The following is an 18,736-nucleotide window of genomic DNA, read 5'->3' as shown; positions in this document are numbered from 1 at the left end:
CTTGTGCGTATCCGGGACATCTACCTCGCCGGAATCGGCGTATTCCTGCCCACGGCGCAGAGCATCGGATCGGCGGTGAAACAGGGTCTCGTCCCGGCCGGCACGGCGGCTGAGTACGGGTTGTCGGGGGTCGTGGTCGCGGGACGGACCGCGGCGCCGGAAATGGCCCTGGCCGCCGCGCAGGAGGCGCTCGAGAGCAGCGGGACGAGCGCCGAGGACATCGGGCTGCTCCTCTACACGGGCGTCTGGCACCAGGGCCCCGACGGCTGGGGCCCCCAGGCGTATCTGCAACGGCACCTGCTCGGCGACGACCTGCTCGCGATGGAGGTCAGGAACGGTTGCAACGGAACCTTCGGCGCGCTGGAACTCGCGGCCGGGTACCTCAAGGCCTTCCCTCATGTCCCGGCGGCGCTGGTCACCGCGAGCGACAACTTCGGCACGCCGCTGATCGACAGGTGGAACCCCGGCGACGGGGTGGCCTACCTGGGAGACGGCGCCAGCGCCGTCGTGGTGAGCACTACACCGGGCCTCGCGGAGCTGCGTTCCTTGTGCACGGCCACGTTCTCGGCGATGGAGGAGGCCCACCGGGGCGGTGAGCCGCTCTTCCCGCCCGGCGCCACCACCGCCACCGCCCTGGACTACGGGGTCAGAGGCGCCGCCTTCCAGCGCGTGGCCGAGGAGGACGGCTCGTGGGTGCGGCTGCTCCTTGGCCACCAGAGGCACAACGTCGTCTGCACCGAGCAGGCGCTGGAGGAGGCCGGCGTGACGGCGGACGACATCACGCACGTCCTCATCCACGGCATGCCGCGCCGGGCGGCCGCCTCCTACCTCAGGATCCTCGGCTTCCCCCTCGAACGGTCGACGTGGGACTTCAGCAGGACCGTCGGGCACCTCGGCGCGAGCGACCACATGGCGGCGCTGCACCACCTGCTGGCGACGGAGCGACTCCACGCCGGGGATCACGTGCTGCTGTGCGGCTTCTCCCCAGGAGTGACGTACAAGGCGGCGGTCGTCCGCGTCCTCGGCACCGACCCGACTCGGAAACGTGAGGCCCAGGCCAGTGGAGTTTGACCTCACCGAGGAACAGCAACAACGGATCCGGCGCATTCGCGACGCCGCCGTCCGCATGCCCCGCCCCGAGCCGGGGGAGGCTGCCGGAAGAGACGTGTGGCAGGCCGCGGGAGAGTCCGGGATCACCGGCCTGTGCCTGCCCGAAATCCACGGGGGCGGCGGGCTCGGCGCGCTCGACACGGCTCTCGGCCTGGAGGCGTTCTGCGCCGGCGGCGCCGACACGGGGCTCGCCTTCGCGATCGCGGCGCACCTGCTGGCCTGCGGCACCGTCCTCGCGCAGCACGCCGGCGAGGCGGTCCGGGCCGAACTGCTGCGTGGCCTCGCCTCCGGCAGGACGATCGCCGCCAACGCGATGACCGAGGACGGCGCCGGATCGGACGTGAGCAGGCTCGCGACGACCGCGGTGTGCGACGGCGATGCGTACGTGCTCGACGGGGTGAAGTCCTTCGTCAGCAACGGCCCCCTGGCCGACATCCTCGTCACCTACGCGGTCACCGCGCCCGCCGCCGGGTTCCTTGGACTGTCCGCGTTCGCCGTCCCCACGGATCTGCCGGGACTGCGGATCGGCCCGCCCCTGGCCAAGGCGGGACTGGACGGTTGCGCCGCCGCCCGGGTGGAGTTCTCCGGGTGCCGCGTCCCCGGCGCGTACCTGATGGGTGCGGAAGGGCAGGGCAGCGCCATCTTCCAGGCATCGATGACCTGGGAGCGGGCGTGTCTGCCCGCGATCTTCCTGGGCACGATGGAGGTCCAGCTGCGGCGCTGCGTCACGCACGCCGGGCAACGGCGGCAGTTCGGCCGGCGCATCGCGGACTTCCAGGCGGTCTCCCACCGTCTGGCCATCATGAAACAGCGCTTGGAGAGCAGCCGCCTGTTGCTGTACCGGGCGTGCTGGCAGGTCGACAAGGGCAGCCAGGACGCGGGTCAGGCGGCGGCCCTCGCCAAGGTCGCCGTCGCGGAGAGCGCGGTAGCCAACGGTATCGACGCCGCGCAGGTGTTCGGGGCGAAGGGATATCTGACCGCGGAGGGCATCGGCGGTCGGCTGAGCGACCTCGTCCCCCTGCACATCTTCTCGGGGACGACGGACATCCAGCGGGAGATCATCGTCAAGGGGATGGGCCTGTGAGCAAGCCGGGCAACCTTCACGCGCTGCTCGCAGACGCCGCGGCGCGCACCCCCCGGGCTCCGGCCGTGGCGGGCCCCTGCGGCACGGCGACCTACGCGGAGCTCGACGCCCGCGCCGACGCCTTGGCCCGCGTCCTGGCAGGCCAGGGCGTCGGCCGCGGCGACCGGGTCCTCGTATGGGGCCCGAAATCGGCGGACGTGCTCGCCGCCATGCAGGCCGTCCTGCGGCTCGGCGCGGTCTACGTCCCGGTCGACCCCCAGAGCCCCGCGGAGCGGGTCGAGACCCTCGCCCACGAGTGCGCGGCACGTGCGCTGTGCGCCCCGGCCGAACTGTTCCCACGCGTTCCCGACCTCCTGCGCACTGCTCTGGCCTGCGTCGACGTCGAGATACCTAACGGCGCCGCCGGGACGGGCGGGGACGCGCGCGAGGCGCCGCATGTCGTCGTCGACGAAAACGAACCCGCCTACATCCTCTTCACCTCGGGTTCGACAGGCACGCCGAAAGGCGTCACCATCAGCCACCGCAACGCCCTTGCGTTCGTGGAGTGGGCCGTCGAGGAACTGTCGGCCGGTCCCGGGGACAGGTTCGCCAGCCATGCCTCGTTCTCCTTCGACCTGTCGGTCCTCGACATCTACGCCGGGTTCGCGGTGGGCGCGGCGGTCTGCCCCGTCCCCACCGAATTCGCGTATGCGCCCGAACGCCTGGTCGAGTTCCTGTACCGGGAGCACATCACCGTCTGGTACTCCGTTCCTTCCGTGCTCACCCTCATGCGGCGCGACGGCGGCCTGCTCGACCGGCCTGCCCCTGAGGCGCTGCGTGCGGTGCTCTTCGCGGGCGAACCCTTCCCCGTCCACCAGGTCCGGGAATTCGCCGAGTGGACCGACGCCCGGCTGCTCAACCTCTACGGCCCGACCGAGACCAACGTGTGCACGTACCACGAGGTCCACCCCGAGGACCTGGAGCGCGACGTCCCGGTCCCGATCGGCGCTGCCTGCAGCGGCGACCGGGTCTGGGCGGCCGGTCCCGACGGCCGGGCGGCCGGACCCGGTGAGGAGGGCGAGCTGATGGTCGACGGCCCGACCGTCTTCCTCGGGTACTGGGGGCGGCCGGCCCAGCACGGCCCCTACGGCACGGGAGACCGGGTCAGAGTCCGGCCCGACGGCTCCTTCGACTACCTCGGGCGCGCCGACGGACAGGTCAAGGTCCGCGGTCACCGCATCGAGTTGAGCGAGGTGTCGGTGGCACTGCACACGCATCCGGAGGTGGCCGAGGCCGCGGTCGCCGCCGTGGGGGACGGGCTCGAACGGCATCTGGCCGCGTTCGTGGCCAGGACCCCGGCGAGCACTCTGGGGAACATTGGGCTCAGACGCCATCTGGCACGGCGGCTGCCCCCGCAGATGATCCCCGACGACGTGCGTTTCGTCGACGCGCTGCCCCGCAACGACCGGGGGAAGCTCGACCTCACGGCCCTGGTCTCCGCACACAACATACGAGGGGTGTCAGTGACAGCCAGGCAGGAACGAGAAGAGATCGCAACGAAGCTGCTCGCGTTCATCCGGGAGAGCTTCCTGTCCGGAGACCCTCAAGGAGAGCTCGTGGGTGACACACCACTCCTTGAACTGGGCATTCTCAACTCGCTGAACACCACGGTTTTGATCGCCCACATACTCGGCGAGTTCGAGGTCAAGCTGCCCTGGAGCGATGTCACTCCGGAAAGCTTCAAGAACGTCGACAATCTCAGCGCGATGGTGTACGAGAGGCGGTCGTCCGCCCATGCGTGAGCTGAAGTCCGACATGTTCCTCCTGCACGCGCCGAGCGTCTTCGACTTCCGCGAGCGCGACGATCTCCTCTTCGCGTATCTGAGCGACAGTGACAGCGTCAACGTGACCTCTGTATACGAGATGTATCCGATCGGCTGGTTCTCGATCAAACAGCATCTGGCCGAGCACGACGTGCAGTGCGACATCGTCAATGTCGCCTCGCTGATGCTGATGCACCCGGAACTCGACGTCGAAGCGCTGATGGGCCGGCTCGAAGCACCCATCTTCGGTTTCGACCTGCACTGGATGACGCAGTGCTACGGCGCGATCGAGCTGGCGAAGCTCGTCAAGCGGATCCATCCGGACGCGCTGACCGTCTTCGGCGGCATCTCGGCGACCTACTACGCCGAGGAACTCGCCCGGTACGACGCGGTGGACGTCGTCGTGCAGGGCTACGACACCCTCGAACCCGTCCGCCTCCTCACCGAGAAGGTGCTGAGGGGAGACCGGGACTTCCGCTCGATCCCGAACCTTCTCTACACCTCCGGCGATGAGGTCGAATCCACGGGGTTCGACCACAAGCCACAGACCAACTACAACAACGTCGCCAACAGTTGGTCGTACTACAAGAAGTCGCCGGTGACGCCGCTCTCCAGCAAACTCATCATGACGCTGCCGAACACGGGATGCGCCCACGACTGCGGCTGGTGTGGAGGCTCCCGCTTCGCCTACCGCAACATCATGGACGTCCGCAAAACGCTCGTGCAGAAGGACAACGACCTGATCATCGAGGAACTCAGGACGATGGGAGAGGCGGCCAAACACACCTCCATCTACGCCCTGCAGTGCTACTCCGAGAACAAGACCCGCATGCACAGCTACCTCGACGCCGTGCACGACTTCGGTTACCGGAGCGTCTACTTCGAGCAGTTCAACCTGACGCCGGACGACACCCTGAAGAAGATGGGCGAATCCACTGACGCCTACGTCCTGCTCTCGCCCGAGTCCCACGATCCCAGGATCAGCAAGGCGGCGGGGCGCGGCACGTTCACCATGGAAGAGATGGAGCGGTGGATCCCCCGCGCGCTGGACGCCGGGATCAAGGGCGTCATGGTGTGGTTCTTCATCGGCATGCCCTACCAGGACCGCCAGTCGGTGATGGACACCGTCGCCTATTCCGAGCGCCTGATCCGCAAGTTCGACGGATGGCCCGCACTGCCGCTCATGTGCCCGATGGTGCCCTTCCTCGACCCGGGATGCCGCTTCTTCGAGGAACCCGACAAGCACGGCTACCGGATCTTCCACCGCACGCTCGAAGAACACCGGCAGGCCATGATCGAACCGATCTGGTACCGCCGCCTCAACTACGAGACGCAGTGGCTCAGCCGACGCGATCTTCAGGACGTCTCCTACGAGGCGATCGCACGGCTCGTCAGTATCAAGGGCGAATACGGCGTGCTGCGCAGCGAATTCTGCGAGGCCGTACTGGAGACCATCGACCAGACCCGGCGACTGCTCGGGGAGATGGAACGCGCCCTCAAGCTGGACGGTGAGCTGCCCGCCTCCCTCCGGGACGAGATGCGCGCGTACAACCGCAAGATCCTCGCCTACTCCAGCGATCAGATCCTGCCCGTGCCGCGACCCTTCGGCGGGCGCTGGTTCGACGACGTGACGGTGCCCGCCGAACTGATCAGCGAGTTGTCGGGCCCGAGCGCCCGGGAGGTGAGCCACCCCGTGTGAGACCCGCGTACCCGGCCCGACGGATTTCCGTTCCTGCGCATGAGACTTCCGAGGTGAGCTGTGCATGCCGAGACGGCAGCAACCCAAGACCTACGCAATCCCATCCCCCGGGACGCCGCGTCGAGGGCGACCCCGCCGGAGATCGAGCGCGTGAACCGGATGGTGACCCCGATCCTCCATCAGGCGGTCACCCGGTTCGACGACCGGCTCCGGCCCATGGTCGCCCACCACTTCGGGTGGCCGTCGAGTGATCTGCCGACGGCTACCACCAGCGGCAAGATGGTCCGCGCGACCCTCACCGTGCTGACCGGCGAGTGTTTCACCACCGATGCCGAGGCGATCTCGCGCGTCACGGCCGCGGGCGCCGCCGTGGAGATGATCCATAACTTCTCTCTCATCCACGACGACGTCATGGACGGTGACAGAGAACGCCGCGGCCGCCCGGCCGTCTGGCACGAGTACGGGATCCCGGCCGCCATCCTCACGGGCGATCTGCTGCTCGCGCAGGCCCCGTTGATGCTGGACGGGCCCTGGGCCGCCGACCCGCGCGCGACGCGGCTGCTGGCCGAGGCCGTGGCCCGGCTCGCCGCCGGGCAGATGGCCGACCTTTCGTTGGAGGGCCGGCCCGAGGCCAGCCCGGACGAGGCGCTCGCGGTTGCCGCGGACAAGACCGGGGCGCTCCTGGCCTGTGCCTGTGAGCTGGGCGCCCTGCTGGCCGGCGCCTCCGAGGAGGCGACACGACGGTTCAGCCGGTTCGGTCTCCGGCTCGGACTCGCCTTCCAGATCGCCGACGACATCCTGGGCATCTGGGGCGACCCCCGGCGCACCGGCAAGCCCGTCGGCTCGGACCTGCGCAGCAGAAAGGGCAGCTTCCCCGTGACGTCCGCCCTCGCCTCCGACACCCCGGAAGCCGCCGAACTGGCCCGCTTCTACGCCGACGAGGGACCGGTCGGGGAGGACGAGGCACGCCGCGCCACCGACCTGGTCACCCGGGCCGGCGGCTGGACGAGGGCGGTGCGGGAGATCGAGCGCTTCGAGATGCTGGCCCGCCAGGAGCTCAGCTCCGTACCGGGACTGCCGGTGGACCGCGTGGCCGCCCTGCTCTCGCTCACCAACTACCTCTCCAATCGGAACCATTGATGGGCCGGCACCCCGCACGAGCCGGAATCGGAGGCCCCGCATGAGTACCGTCGCGCGCGTCCCGCTCGGACGGCCCACGCCCCGGCGCCGTAAGACACGACAGATGATGGTCGGCTCCGTCGGCGTCGGCAGCGACCACCCCGTCTCCGTCCAGTCGATGACGACGACCGTGACCGCGCACGTGGACGAGACGCTCCAGCAGATCGCCGAACTGACAGCCGCCGGCTGCGACATCGTCCGGGTCGCGGTCCCCTCGCGAGACGACTGCGAGGCCTTGCCCGCCATCACCGCCAAGTCGCCGCTCCCCGTCGTCGCCGACATCCACTTCCAGCCCCGCTACGTCTTCGCGGCGATCGAGGCGGGCTGCGCGGCGGTGAGGGTCAACCCGGGCAACATCAAGCGTTTCGACGACCAGATCAAGGACATCACCCGCGCCGCGAGCGACCACGGCGTGCCGCTGCGCATCGGCGTCAACGCCGGGTCGCTCGACCCCCGCGTCCTGGCACGGCACGGCTCGGCGACCGCGGAGGCGCTGGTCGAATCGGCGATGCGGGAGGCCGAACTCTTCACCGAACACGACTTCCACGATTTCAAGATCTCCGTGAAGCACCACGACCCGATGGTGACGATCGAGGCGTACGAACTGCTGGCCCAGCGGTGCGAGCAGCCGCTCCACCTGGGCGTCACCGAGGCCGGCCCGATCCAGCAGGGCACGGTGAAGTCGGCGACCGCCTTCGGCTGCCTGCTCCGTCAGGGCATCGGGGACACCATCCGGGTCTCGCTCTCGGCGCCGCCGGTCGAGGAGGTGAAGGTCGGGGTCGAGATCTTGCGGTCGCTGGGGCTGCGCCCGCGGCAGTTGGAGATCGTCTCCTGTCCCTCCTGCGGACGGGCCCAGGTGGACGTGTACCGGCTGGCGGAGGAGGTGTCCGCCGGGCTCGAGGGGCTGCCCGTGCCGCTGCGGGTCGCCGTCATGGGATGCGTGGTCAACGGCCCCGGGGAGGCGCGCGAGGCCGATCTCGGAGTCGCCTCCGGGAACGGCAAGGGCCAGATCTTCGTCCGCGGCGAGGTCGTGCGGACGGTACCGGAGAGCCGCATCGTCGAGACGCTGATCGAGGAGGCGCTGCGGATCGCGGAGGAACAGGGGCAGGAACCGGGTCTGGAACCGTGGCACGAGGGCGGGCGGGGCGAGACGCGGTCATGAGCTTGCTCCAGGACATCACCTCACCCGCCGACCTCAGAAGGCTCGATCGGTCCCGCGACGGGGAACTGTGCGCGGAAATACGCGAGTTCCTCGTCCACGCCGTGGCCAGGACGGGCGGCCACCTCGGTCCGAACCTCGGCATGGTCGAACTGACCGTCGCGCTCCACCGCGTCTTCGAGTCCCCGCGTGACGTGCTCCTCTTCGACGTCGGCCATCAGGCGTACGTGCACAAACTGCTGACCGGCCGGGCAGAGCGGTTCGGCGGCCTGCGCTCCGCCGGCGGGCTGTCGGGCTACCCCTCGCGGGCGGAGTCCGACCACGACGTCATCGAGAACTCCCACGCCTCCACCGCACTCTCGTACGCGGACGGTATGGCCAAGGCGTTCGCGCTGCGCGGGGACCATGACCGCAAAGTGGTCGCCGTCGTCGGCGACGGCGCGCTCACCGGCGGACTGGCATGGGAGGCGCTCAACAACATCGGGGCCGCGCCCGAGCGGCCTCTGGTGCTGGTCCTGAACGACAACGGGAGGTCCTACCGGCCCACGACCGGGGCGCTCGCACGTCATCTGGACGGGCTCGGCAGACAGTCCACGGACCGCTCGGACTTTTTCGAGAGTCTGGGGATCGCCTACCTGGGAGCCGTCGACGGCCACAACTGCGCCGCGGTGGAGGAAGCCCTGCGGACCGCGGTGCGGCTGCGGCGCCCCGTGGTCGTCCACTGCCTGACCGACAAGGGGCGCGGCTACCCTCCGGCCGCCCGTGACGAGGTGGACTGCTGGCACGCGGTGGGGCGCTTCGACGCGGCCACCGGTGCCGTCGCGACGCCCGGCGCACCCTCATGGACCGACGTCTTCGCCGACGAGATGCTCACCCTGGCGACCGAACGCCCGGAGGTGGTCGGGATCACCGCGGCCATGACCGTCCCGGTCGGCCTGCACAAGTTCGCTGCCAAGTTCCCCGACCGGGTGCACGACGTCGGCATCAGCGAACAGCACGCGGTCGCCTCAGCCGCGGGGCTGGCCACCGCCGGGCTGCGGCCGGTGGTGGCGATCTACTCGACTTTCCTGGCCCGGGCGTTCGACCAGGTGCTGATGGATGTGGCCCTGCACCGTCTGCCCGTCGTGTTTGTGCTGGACCGGGCCGGTGTGACCGGGCCCGACGGACCGAGCCACCACGGCATCTGGGACCTGTCCTGGCTGTCGCTCGTGCCCGGGCTACGGGTGGCCGCCCCCCGCGACACGGCACAGCTGGGCCTTCTGCTGCGCGAGGCGCTCGACCGGGACGCCGGCCCGACGGTGCTGCGGTTTCCGAAAGGGCGGTCAGGAGCGGGCGTTGAGGCTGTCGAGCGGATCGACGGCCTGGACGTCCTGCGCGCGCCGCGGAATCCGGACGTGCTGCTGGCCGCCGCCGGCCCCCTGGCGAGCGCCTGCATGGAGGCGGCCGTGCTGCTGGCCGATCAGGGCGTGGAAGCGACCGTGGTCGACCCGCGCTGGGTGGCGCCCGTTCCCGACGCGTTGGTGGCGCTGGCGAGCACGTATCCGCTGACCGTGACCGTCGAGGACAACGTCGGCCGCGGGGGGTTCGGCGAGCGCCTCGGCCGGTCCGTCGCCGAGACCGGCGCCAGGAAGCGCGTGGCCTGCCTCGCCCTGCCGACGGACTTCCTCGGGCCCGGCGACCGGGACGCGTTGCTGCACGCTCACGGTCTGTCGGCACCGGGGATCGCGGAGCGGGTTCTCGCCTGGACGAGGGCGACCACCGGCACGGAGGAGGGCGCATGACCGACACCACGCGCACACAGCCCGGCAGCGCCGGACAGCCGCCCGGCGCGCGGGACATGGCCGGCGTGAAGGCCCTGGTGACGGGAGGGACCAGCGGGATCGGCCTGGCGACTGCGATGGCGTTCGCCGGGCGCGGTGCGGACGTCGCCGTCACCGGGCGGGACGAACAGCGTGGGCGGCAGGTCGTCAAGGCCATCGCCGAGGCCGGCGGCGTGGCGGACTTCATCGCCGCCGAACTGCGCGGAGAGTCCTCCGCGAGGCGCCTCGCGCAGGCCGCGGTGGCCCGGTTCGGACGGATTGACGTACTGGTCAACAACGCGGGTGTCTTTCCGTTCGGCCCGACCGAGCGGACGACGGAGGCGGACTTCGACGCGGTGTTCGGCCTCAACGTCAGGGTGCCGTACTTCCTCGTCGCGGAGCTAGCGCCCGCGATGGCCCGGCGCGGGCACGGCGCGATCGTCAACGTCACCACCGCGGCGGCCGCCTACGGCGCCGCCGGCCTGGGCCTCTACGGTGCCAGCAAGGCGGCCCTGGTGCTGCTGACGAAGGCGTGGGCCGCCGAGTACGGTCCGCGCGGGGTCCGGGTCAACGCGGTCGGCCCCGGCCCGACGCGCACGGAGGGAACCGCCCCCCGGGGCGCCGCCCTCGACCGTGCGGCGCTGGCCGGGCCCGCGCGGCGGCCGGGCACGGCGGAGGAGATCGCCGGTGCCATCGTCTTCCTCGCCTCGGAGCAGTCCAGTTTCGTGCACGGGGCGGTCCTGCCGGTCGACGGAGGCCGGGTCGCCGTCTGACGACAGCGCCGGTGGCCGGGACGGGGTCGCTGGTCGACCGGGGGCAGGTCACGCCCGCCTGTCGGACCAGAAGCGCACCGGGGACGGCTCCTCGAACCCCTTGCTTCCCCATCCCCTGCGCGCGAGCTTGCGGAACAGGCCACCGACCGGGCAGTCGGTGTCCAGGTACGCGTCGATGCGCTGCTCGCGCACCGCGGCCTGCATGTCCAGGTAGCCCTCGACGAAGCGCGCCTCGTCGAATGCCGCGGTGGAGGACGCCCCGATCCCCCGCGACCCCTTGGCCATTCGGGAGATCTGCCCCTTGTCGAGTTCCGCCCCCAGCAGCCCGGCGAACCTGTCGGCGGCAACGAGCCCCATCGCGTACGCGTTCCACTCGGCGCGGCTGGGCAGGCTGCGCGTATCGGTCTCTCCGTCGCGGATCCAGCCCGCGATCTCCTGGGCGAGGATGCCGAAGGAGTACTGGTCGGGCGGGTTGAAGACATCACGCTGGTCCGCGAGGTTCGTGCTCACGGTGACGCAGAACGGCTTCGCCGCGTTCGGGTAGGCGAGCGAGACGGACCACCAACCGAACGCGTAGTGGCCCACCGAACGGACGCAGTGGTCGGCCGTTGCCGGATCTCCGGAGAGATGGACACCGAACCCCACCTGGCTCCCGTCCCGCGCCGTCGTGCGCGGCCGCAGGATCTCCTTCGCGACGTCGCCGCCGAACAGACCCTCGCGGCCGGTCAGCGCCAGCATCAGCCGCGTGTAGTCGGCGCAGGACATGACCGCTCCGACCGCGTGGTAGGTACCGCACTCGTGCCACGGCAGCGGGACGGCGCGGTCGCCGAACACCATGTGCCCCGTCGTGCAACGGCTCCGTACCTCGTCCCAGTCGGGGCTGTCGAGCCAGGCGGTGGAACGCATGTCGAGCGGGGTGAGGATCTCGGCCTTCACGTACTCGCCCAACGGCATCCCGGTCACCGCCTCGGCCGTCAGCGCGGCCACCTGGTACATGAACGAGGACGACTGCCATCCGCTCGCGTCCGCCGAACTCACGAAGCGGGGCGCGTTCGTGCCGTACTCGTGGACGACACCGCGCTTGACCACGCGCTCGATGTAACGCATCGCCGGCTCGGGCCGCTCGACCCAGTCGTATCCGTCCGTGGCGGCGCCGCTCATCATGGACAGGGCCTTGGCCAGCGTGATCGTGCCACCGAGCGCATTGACGACCGGAAAGGGCAGATGCGCGTCGATGGGCGCGTCCAAGTCGAGCGCGCCGGAGTCGGCCAGGCGCGCGATCGCGGTGGCCACCAGGAGTTTGCCGAGGCTGCCGACGCGCATGGTGTGCGACTCGGTCACCGGAGCGCCGCTCTCCACGTCGGCGATGCCGTACGCCATGGTCAGGGGGGTCTCATTCGCGAAGCCGACGCTGATGAGAGCGCCGGGGGTGCTGGTGACTTCCAGCACCGGGGGAGCGACCCGGTCGACGGCCGCCCGCAGCGCTTCCGGCGTCAGGCTCATCGGGGTTCCTCTCGATCTTCTTCCATCGGCCCGCCGGGGGCGGACCTACCAAATGACAGGGAGGGACGTGGGAATGGCGGCGAACGAACCCGGGCGGACCGTCAGGTCCTCGACCGGAACCGTCAGGCGCATCCGCGGAAAACGCGTGGTCAACTGGGTGAGGGCGGCTTGCAGTTCAAGCCGGGCGAGGGGAGCCCCGATGCAGTACCGCAGTCCGAAACCGAAGCAGAGGTGCGGGTTGTCCTCGCGGGTGATGTCGAACCGGTCGGGGTCGGGAAAAATGCTCTCGTCATGGGTCGCCGCGTAGATGTCGAGCATCACGAGCTCGCCGCGGCGCACCTCGGCCCCGGCGATCTCCAGGTCCTCACGCGTGTACCGGATGACCGGGGGCAGCAGCCGGCTGACGACCCGCACGCTCTCCTCCGCCGCGGTGGGCGCCAGTCCGGGGTTCTCGCGCAGCGCCCGCCACTGCTCCGGGGAGTCCAGCAGGAGCGCCGTGCCGACGCAGAGCGCCGTCGCGGTGGTCTCGTAGCCGGCGAACAGCACACCCATCGCGAGCTGGGCGACCTGATCGTCGGAGAGGGTGCCGTCCTCGCACAGCCAGGAGACGACGTCCTGCGTCGGGTGCGCGCGCTTACGGGCGGCCAGTTCGTGGCCGTAGCGGTGCAGGGCGGCAAGTCCAGCCGCCGAGCGCTCCCTGTCGCGGGCGTCGCTCACCGCCGTCGTCCACTCGTCCAGCAGCTCCCTCTCCTCCACCGGGACACCCAGGAGCTCGCCGATCACCTCCCGTGGCAGGAGCAGCGCGAGGGCCTCGGCCAGATCCGCCGGCGGGCCCTGCTTCTCAAGACGATCCAGGAGTTCGCCGACCAGCGCCTCGACCCGGGGGCGCATCGCCTTCACATGTCCCGCCGAGAAGAACGGCTGGAGCCGCGAGCGCATCGTCGCGATCCATTTCTGCTCGGTGTCGTAGTCGCCGCGCGGACCGTCGAGCAGCTCCGACGCGCCACTGCGCGCGGCGTTCTCGGGGTCGTGATGGCTGCGGCCGAGACGCGGATCGGCGAGCAGCTGTTTGATCTCCTGATACCCGGTCACGAGCCAGGCGGGGTCTCCCACGGCCGTGCTGACCCGGTGCACCGGAGCCCGTTTCTGCAGCGCCCGTAGGTTGTGCTGGGGTCGAGCGGGATGCGGTGGGTCGAGCGGAAGTTGAATCTGGGCGGCCATACCTGATTACCTCTTCCTGTAAGCACCGGACGTCACCTTTCCGAAGGCCGTCGGGGTCGAACAAGCCCCGATTTTGCGGGGGGTTCCCCCGTCCGTGCCCCCGGCGTTAACATCCACCATGTCTGTGGAAAAGCGACCGGGACCGGTGAGATTCGGTGTGATCGGTTGCGCCGACATCGCGTGGCGGCGGACACTGCCGGCGATGCGGGCTGAGCCCTCCATCGAGATACGCGCGGTGGCGAGCCGCGACCTCACGAAGGCCGAGCGGTTCACCGGCAGTTTCGGCGGAGCGGCCGTAAAAGGCTACGCGGAACTGCTGAAGCGGGACGATGTGGACGCCGTCTATATTCCGCTGCCTGCGGCATTGCACACTGAGTGGGTGGAGCGTGCGCTCTTGGCGGGCAAACACGTCCTCGCCGAAAAGCCGCTCACTACCCGGTCGCCGGAGACCGCACGCCTTTTTGACCTCGCGAGCGAACGCGGGTGCCTGCTGCTGGAGAACATGATGTTCCTGCACCATCCGCAGCATCGCCGCGTCGACGAACTCGTCTCCCGCGGAGCCATCGGTGAACTCCGTTCCTTCGAGAGCACGTTCACGATTCCGCCGAGGCCGCCGGAGGACCCCCGCTACCTGCCCGACGTCGGGGGCGGCTCCCTGGTGGACATCGGGGTCTATCCCCTCCGTGCCGCACTTCACTTTCTCGGGGCACGCCTCCGTCTCGTGGGCGGGGCGCTCCGCGTCGAGCGGGCGCGGGGCGCCGTGGTGGGCGGCAGTGTGCTGCTGTCCGACTCGACCGGTGTCACGGCACAGCTCCACTTCGGCATGGAGCACTCCTATTGCAGCGCCTACGAGGTGCGGGGCTCGTCCGGGCGCCTCCGGCTCGACCGGGCGTTCACGCCGCAGCCGGACCATCGCCCCACCTTGTGGGTCGAGGGGCGGGACGGAGCCGAGGAGATCACCCTTCCCGCAGGAGACCAGTTCGCGAACATCGTCGCCGCCTTCGCCACCGCCGTACTGTCCGGCGACGGCGACGTCGCACGAGACCTGGCCGCCCAGAACGCCGACTCGCTCCGACAGGCCGAGCTCGTCGACGCCATCCGCGACGGGTCCGAGTACGCATACACGTCCTGAGCCGCGCCTCCCGGGCCGCATCAAACATGTCCGGCCGACGCGTCGAACGCGTCGGCCGGACAGCGTGACAGGCTGGCCTACGGAGCCGCGATCCCCTTGGCCCACCGCAGCATGAGGGCGCTCGTGGCCGGCGCGGTCGTCGCCAGCGCCAGATCGTGACCCGTCTGCGGGACCATTGCCACCTTGAGCTTCGCCTCCGGCAGGTAGAACTGCGACTCGTGGGCGAGCACGCTACTCGGGTCGGCGCAGTCGTACGCGGTCACCCCCTGGCACTCCAGCCAGTCCTGCGCGCCCGCGACGACGAGCACCGGCACCCTGATCCCGTACGGCGGAGCCGCCGGCTGGGTCACCGCGACCGGCTGGACGTCCTTGGTCTCCTCGTCCTTTGCCACCACCGCCGGGTCGGTCGTGGCCGGGTAGTAGAACATGGAGCCGCGCGTGCCCGGCCTGGTGGTCAAGTACCCGTTGTCGTAGCCGCTGTCCGCGAACTTCGGGTCCTGCGTCGCCGGATACGTGTTGGCGCTCACGATCGCGGCGTGATCCGGGTTGTGGCTGTTCAGCGCGCTGGTGAGGATCGCCCCGTCCACGTCGCCGTACCGCGGTATCTCGCGCCACGCGTAGAACGAGCCGAGTGCGTGTCCCACCCAGAGCACCTTCTTGAACGCCTGCCCGCCGACCGTCCCCTTGCGCAGGGCGGTGATGGCGTCGTGCAGCGCGACGGTCCCGGCGTCGCCGGTGACCACGCTGCTCTGCGGGTGTGAGCTCTTGCCCGAGCCGATCGGGTCCACGTTGAAGGTGGCGTACCCGGCCGCGACGGCGTGGCGCACATAGGAGTAATAGCCCTTGCCGACCGGGAAATCCCAATAGGCGTGATTGTAGAACCCACCGTGCACGAGGAACTGCACGGTGGTGGGGTGGCGATCGGCGGGCCGGCACAGCTCACCCCACATGGTTTCGGTCGCCTCACCCGAATCGGAGAGACGGACCGGCAGCGAGTACGACGTGCAACTCATAGCCTGCGACGCGTCTTCCGCCGCCGTGGCGGGCGTAGACGTGGCGACCAGGCCGCTGACCGTCATGAGTGCCGCAATGAGTAAGTATTTCCAGGATGCATGTCTGACTGACAAAGGATCACTGCTCCGCAACCGAAGTGAACGAATGGCACGGGGAGTTCCGGTGGCACCAGGGTCCGGACCGGAGTGGGCACCAGCTCACTATGGGGCCTGTGTTCACCTTGTCAAGAGCGCGCAGCCTCCCGTACCAGATATGCCCCTGCGGCGGTACCCCGATCAGCAAGGCTTGTCGCGACGGCCGCGGAGAGGCCACGCTGGGGGCCCACCGCCACATCTGCTGAAGAGAATGGTCGGGTATCGGATGCGCATACTGTTCATTCCGGCTTCCGCGCCGTCGCACTATTTCCCGATGGTGCCGCTGATGTGGGCCTGTCGTACCGCCGGTCACGATGTCTGTGTCGCCGCGCAGCCCTGGGGCGAATCGGTCGTCGTGAGTTCCGGGATGCCGATGGTCACCATCGCCGAGTCCTTCGACATGACCGAGGAACTGGCGAGGCACCGGAGGAGGGGACCGGTCGAGACCGCGCCGGGCGCCCCGCCCGCGCTGTATCAGACGCTGGTCGAGGCCCAGGTCCGCTTCGCCGTGGAAGCTGCGGACGAGGTCGTGTCCCTGGCCCGCGACTGGCGTCCCGATCTGGTGGTTGCCGACCCGCTCGTGCTCGCCGCGCCCCTGGCGGCAACGGCGGCGGACGCACCGCTGGTCCACCACCTCTGGGGTCCTGACCTGCTGCGCGGCTCCGGGTACGGCTACCCGGGATGCGGCATGGCGCCGGACGACTGGCCCGAACCCCTGCGCGAGCTGTACGCGCGCCATGACTGCGAGCCCCGCACCGAGAACGCGGTCACGGCGGTCGATCCCTGGCTGGAGAGCATGCAGATCTGCGAGATCCCCTCGCGGATCCCGCTGCGTTTCGTCCCCTACAACGGGACCAATGTGCTGCCGCCCTCGGTTCTCGCGCCCGCGAAGAAGCGGCGGGTGCTTCTCACTTGGGGGTCGATGCTGGTGATCAGGGACGGTATGGAGGCGTTCCCGGTCGCCGACATCGTCAAGACGCTCCACGAGCACGACGTCGAGATCGTTCTCGCGGTCAAGGGAACCGACCGCGGCCTGGTCCCCGACCTGCCCCCGGGGGCGACCGTGGTGGAGAACGTCCCCCTCAACGCGATCATGCCGTCCTGCGACGCGGTCGTGCACCACGGCGGAGCGGGCACGATCATGACGGCCGCGTACTACGGGGTCCCGCAGCTCGGCGTCGCGGCCACGCGTGACGTGCAGACCTGCTGCGCCCGGCTCGCCGCGACGGGCGCCGGTATCGCGGTCAACAGGGAGGACGCGACCGTGGACGCGCTAGCGAGCGCGGTCGCCTCCCTCCTGACCAGTGATCGGATCGGACCCGCCGCCACGGCGCTGCGTGGGGAGGTCCTCGCCCAGCCGAGCCCCGCCGAGGTGACCGACCGCCTCGCCGTCCTCGCCGCCGGCACCTCCCAGTAGCCGAGGCCGCTCGGAGGGGCGTGAGCCCCTCCGAGCGGTCAAGAAGAGAGCGCGTCCGCCACGCCGACGAGGCCGTCGTGCAGCCGGACGCGTGGCTGCCAGCCCGTGGCCGCGGAGAAGGACGACGGATCGGTGTGCACGTTGCCGAAGTCGGTGGTGTCCGCCCAGTCCGGCGGCGCCACGGTGACGACGGGCACGGGCGGGCGTCCGGTCCGCGCGGCGACGAGTCCGGCGAGCGTGCCGAACACCTCCCCGAGCCGCGCGGACCGCCCGCTGCCCACCGGCCAGCTCGCACCGCTGAGCGCCTCGGGCGCGCGCATCGCGGCGACGAAGGCGCGCGCCGTGTCCGTGACGTGCACCAGGTCCCGCTCGACGGTGCCGTCGTGCCACATGGTGATGGGCTCGTCGGCGAAGGCTTTACGGGCCATCGCGGCGACCACGCCGCGGCCCGTCGCCCCAGTCAGCGGGGTACTCCCGTAGACGGTGGCGGGACGGAGCACTATCCCGCGTACCGCGCCGTTGCGGGTCGCCTCCCGGAGCACCTTCTCGGCCGCGATCTTCTCCCGTACGTAGTCGTTGAGCGGTGTTCCCTCGGGGGCCGCCGCCTGGATGGTGCTGGCGAACACGACGATGGGCGGCTTGCCGCGCACGGAGCGGACGAGCGTGTCGAGCAGGCCCGTACTCAGCCGCTCGGAGTCGCTGCCCGGCGCACGCCACGAGCGCCCGTCGGGGAGGTGGGCCGCCAGATGGATGACGGCGTCCGCACCGTCGACGGCGACCCGTACCGCACGTGGATCGGTGAGGTCCGCGAGGTGGGTCTCGGCCGAGGAGGCCGGCAGCGGAAGTTTCCGTTCGCGGGAGACGAGTCGAAGGCGTACCGGGGCGTCGATGAGTTCGGCGGTGACCGCGGCGCCGAGAAAACCGGATGCGCCGAGTACGGCTACGAGCGGTCGGTTCCTGGTCGAGGGCAGCACGGTTGCTCCTCTCTGTCCGTCAGGCGGGGCCGGTGTAGCGGGGGAGTATCCCGGACGCCGCTGCCTGTCGCAGACCCGGCGCGGCCCTGTCCTTGTCGGAGATGACCGGTTCCTCGGAAAGGTCCCAGGGCAGGGCGAGTTCCTGGTCCAGCGGGTTGATGTCGATCTGGGAGCCCGGGACGAACCGCTCCGCGCACAGGTAGGTGATCCGGGTGTCGTCGGTGAGCGCCTGGTAGGCGTGGCCGAGACCGGGGACCAGGAAGATCAGTTCACCGGAGTCCTCGGTGAGGGGAGCGGCCTCGAACGTGCCGAAGACCGGCGAGCCCACCCGCAGATCGACCACGACGTCGAGCACCGCGCCGCGCGCGCAGCTGATCAGCTTGGCCTCGCCGGAATCTCCTCCGGTGCCGTGGACGCCGCGGATCGTCGAGCGCCTGCTGACCGAGACATTGCCCTGGCGGACCTGGAAGGGGAAGCCGGTCGCGCGCCGGAGCTCCTCGATCCGGAAGGCCTCGAAGAAACACCCTCGGCAATCATGGTACTTGTCCGGGATGATGCGGAATGCGCCCGCAATGGCCATTTCCTTGATCTCCAACGGTCGACCACCTCCGATCCGGAGACGCCTGCTTGCGTCATTGTATTGAGAAAGTAAAATACTGGTCATGCGTTCTCCAGTATTTTGCTGGAGGGGTGACCCGACGTCATCCCCCTATTTGTTGGGGTTGCATTCCCGAGT

At 70.0% G+C, this 18,736-nt stretch carries 15 protein-coding genes; 10 read left to right on the top strand and 5 right to left on the bottom strand.

Annotation, left to right across the window (positions count from 1 at the left end; all coding sequences use genetic code 11):
* The first annotated feature begins 3 nt into the window (after positions 1-3).
* The 8 genes from STTU_RS06990 to STTU_RS06955 all read left to right on the top strand — a co-directional run bounded on the left by STTU_RS06990 (position 4) and on the right by STTU_RS06955 (position 10,605).
* Positions 4-1,071, top strand: coding sequence for a ketoacyl-ACP synthase III family protein (locus tag STTU_RS06990; RefSeq protein ID WP_007821207.1), 1,068 nt, complete (start codon positions 4-6; stop codon positions 1,069-1,071).
* A complete protein-coding gene (locus STTU_RS06985; protein WP_324607874.1) occupies positions 1,046-2,194 on the top strand; it encodes an acyl-CoA dehydrogenase family protein in 1,149 nt (382 codons plus the stop codon). Before STTU_RS06990 ends, STTU_RS06985 begins: the two co-directional genes overlap by 26 nt.
* Positions 2,191-3,975 carry a non-ribosomal peptide synthetase gene (locus STTU_RS06980; RefSeq protein ID WP_007821202.1) on the top strand — a complete coding sequence of 595 codons (1,785 nt, stop codon included), beginning with the start codon at positions 2,191-2,193 and terminating at the stop codon, positions 3,973-3,975. The genes STTU_RS06985 and STTU_RS06980 overlap by 4 nt, the downstream gene beginning before the upstream one ends.
* Positions 3,968-5,695 carry a B12-binding domain-containing radical SAM protein gene (locus STTU_RS06975; protein ID WP_234019182.1) on the top strand — a complete coding sequence of 576 codons (1,728 nt, stop codon included), beginning with the start codon at positions 3,968-3,970 and terminating at the stop codon, positions 5,693-5,695. The genes STTU_RS06980 and STTU_RS06975 overlap by 8 nt, the downstream gene beginning before the upstream one ends.
* Positions 5,696-5,854: 159 nt before the next feature.
* The gene (locus STTU_RS06970) at positions 5,855-6,835 is read left to right on the top strand and encodes a polyprenyl synthetase family protein (protein WP_234019364.1); all 981 of its coding nucleotides are present in this window, start codon (positions 5,855-5,857) and stop codon (positions 6,833-6,835) included.
* Between the two features lie 40 nt (positions 6,836-6,875).
* Positions 6,876-8,036, top strand: coding sequence for a flavodoxin-dependent (E)-4-hydroxy-3-methylbut-2-enyl-diphosphate synthase (gene ispG / locus STTU_RS06965; RefSeq protein WP_007821190.1), 1,161 nt, complete (start codon positions 6,876-6,878; stop codon positions 8,034-8,036).
* Complete coding sequence (locus STTU_RS06960) at positions 8,033-9,814, top strand: 1-deoxy-D-xylulose-5-phosphate synthase (protein WP_007821189.1); 1,782 nt, start codon at positions 8,033-8,035, stop codon at positions 9,812-9,814. The genes ispG and STTU_RS06960 overlap by 4 nt, the downstream gene beginning before the upstream one ends.
* A 56-nt stretch (positions 9,815-9,870) precedes the next feature.
* Positions 9,871-10,605: an SDR family NAD(P)-dependent oxidoreductase gene (locus STTU_RS06955; protein ID WP_007821188.1), complete on the top strand. Its 735-nt coding sequence runs from the start codon at positions 9,871-9,873 to the stop codon at positions 10,603-10,605.
* A 48-nt stretch (positions 10,606-10,653) separates the two neighbouring features.
* Here the strand turns inward: STTU_RS06955 and STTU_RS06950 are convergent, their stop codons facing one another.
* Entirely contained in the window at positions 10,654-12,108 is a 1,455-nt protein-coding gene (locus STTU_RS06950) for a serine hydrolase domain-containing protein (RefSeq protein WP_007821187.1), read from the bottom strand.
* Between the two features lie 45 nt (positions 12,109-12,153).
* Positions 12,154-13,242 (bottom strand): cytochrome P450, encoded by a 1,089-nt coding sequence (locus tag STTU_RS06945; protein ID WP_199785003.1) that lies wholly within the window; start codon positions 13,240-13,242, stop codon positions 12,154-12,156.
* Positions 13,243-13,447: 205 nt separating this feature from the next.
* Here STTU_RS06945 and STTU_RS06940 point away from each other — a divergent pair, with 205 nt between their 5' ends.
* Positions 13,448-14,461 (top strand): Gfo/Idh/MocA family protein, encoded by a 1,014-nt coding sequence (locus STTU_RS06940; RefSeq protein ID WP_043254430.1) that lies wholly within the window; start codon positions 13,448-13,450, stop codon positions 14,459-14,461.
* 77 nt (positions 14,462-14,538) lie between these two features.
* Here the strand turns inward: STTU_RS06940 and STTU_RS06935 are convergent, their stop codons facing one another.
* A complete protein-coding gene (locus STTU_RS06935) occupies positions 14,539-15,474 on the bottom strand; it encodes an alpha/beta hydrolase (RefSeq protein ID WP_052862333.1) in 936 nt (311 codons plus the stop codon).
* Between the two features lie 409 nt (positions 15,475-15,883).
* Between STTU_RS06935 and STTU_RS33820 the strand changes: the two genes are divergently transcribed.
* Positions 15,884-17,026, top strand: a complete 1,143-nt coding sequence (locus STTU_RS33820; protein ID WP_158678787.1) for a nucleotide disphospho-sugar-binding domain-containing protein — start codon at positions 15,884-15,886, stop codon at positions 17,024-17,026.
* Between the two features lie 38 nt (positions 17,027-17,064).
* Here the strand turns inward: STTU_RS33820 and STTU_RS06925 are convergent, their stop codons facing one another.
* Positions 17,065-18,000, bottom strand: a complete 936-nt coding sequence (locus tag STTU_RS06925; protein WP_007821181.1) for an NAD-dependent epimerase/dehydratase family protein — start codon at positions 17,998-18,000, stop codon at positions 17,065-17,067.
* Positions 18,001-18,019: 19 nt separating this feature from the next.
* Positions 18,020-18,595 carry a dTDP-4-dehydrorhamnose 3,5-epimerase family protein gene (locus STTU_RS06920; RefSeq protein ID WP_007821178.1) on the bottom strand — a complete coding sequence of 192 codons (576 nt, stop codon included), beginning with the start codon at positions 18,593-18,595 and terminating at the stop codon, positions 18,020-18,022.
* Positions 18,596-18,736 lie beyond the last annotated feature (141 nt).

The sequence above is a fragment of the Streptomyces sp. Tu6071 genome, from assembly GCF_000213055.1.
In the GTDB taxonomy this organism is placed as follows: Bacteria; Actinomycetota; Actinomycetes; order Streptomycetales; family Streptomycetaceae; genus Streptomyces; species Streptomyces evansiae.
This window is presented reverse-complemented; position numbering and strand designations above follow the sequence as displayed.

Bases quoted from the DNA above. Each gene is read 5' to 3' on its own strand.
- STTU_RS06975 (WP_234019182.1), top strand. From the start codon at position 3,968: ATGCGTGAGCTGAAGTCCGACATGTTCCTCCTGCACGCGCCGAGCGTC.
- STTU_RS06970 (WP_234019364.1), top strand. From the start codon at position 5,855: ATGGTGACCCCGATCCTCCATCAGGCGGTCACCCGGTTCGACGACCGG.
- ispG (WP_007821190.1), top strand. From the start codon at position 6,876: ATGAGTACCGTCGCGCGCGTCCCGCTCGGACGGCCCACGCCCCGGCGC.
- STTU_RS06960 (WP_007821189.1), top strand. From the start codon at position 8,033: ATGAGCTTGCTCCAGGACATCACCTCACCCGCCGACCTCAGAAGGCTC.
- STTU_RS06955 (WP_007821188.1), top strand. From the start codon at position 9,871: ATGGCCGGCGTGAAGGCCCTGGTGACGGGAGGGACCAGCGGGATCGGC.
- STTU_RS06950 (WP_007821187.1), bottom strand. From the start codon at position 12,108: ATGAGCCTGACGCCGGAAGCGCTGCGGGCGGCCGTCGACCGGGTCGCT.
- STTU_RS06940 (WP_043254430.1), top strand. From the start codon at position 13,448: ATGTCTGTGGAAAAGCGACCGGGACCGGTGAGATTCGGTGTGATCGGT.
- STTU_RS06935 (WP_052862333.1), bottom strand. From the start codon at position 15,474: ATGAGTTGCACGTCGTACTCGCTGCCGGTCCGTCTCTCCGATTCGGGT.
- STTU_RS33820 (WP_158678787.1), top strand. From the start codon at position 15,884: ATGGTGCCGCTGATGTGGGCCTGTCGTACCGCCGGTCACGATGTCTGT.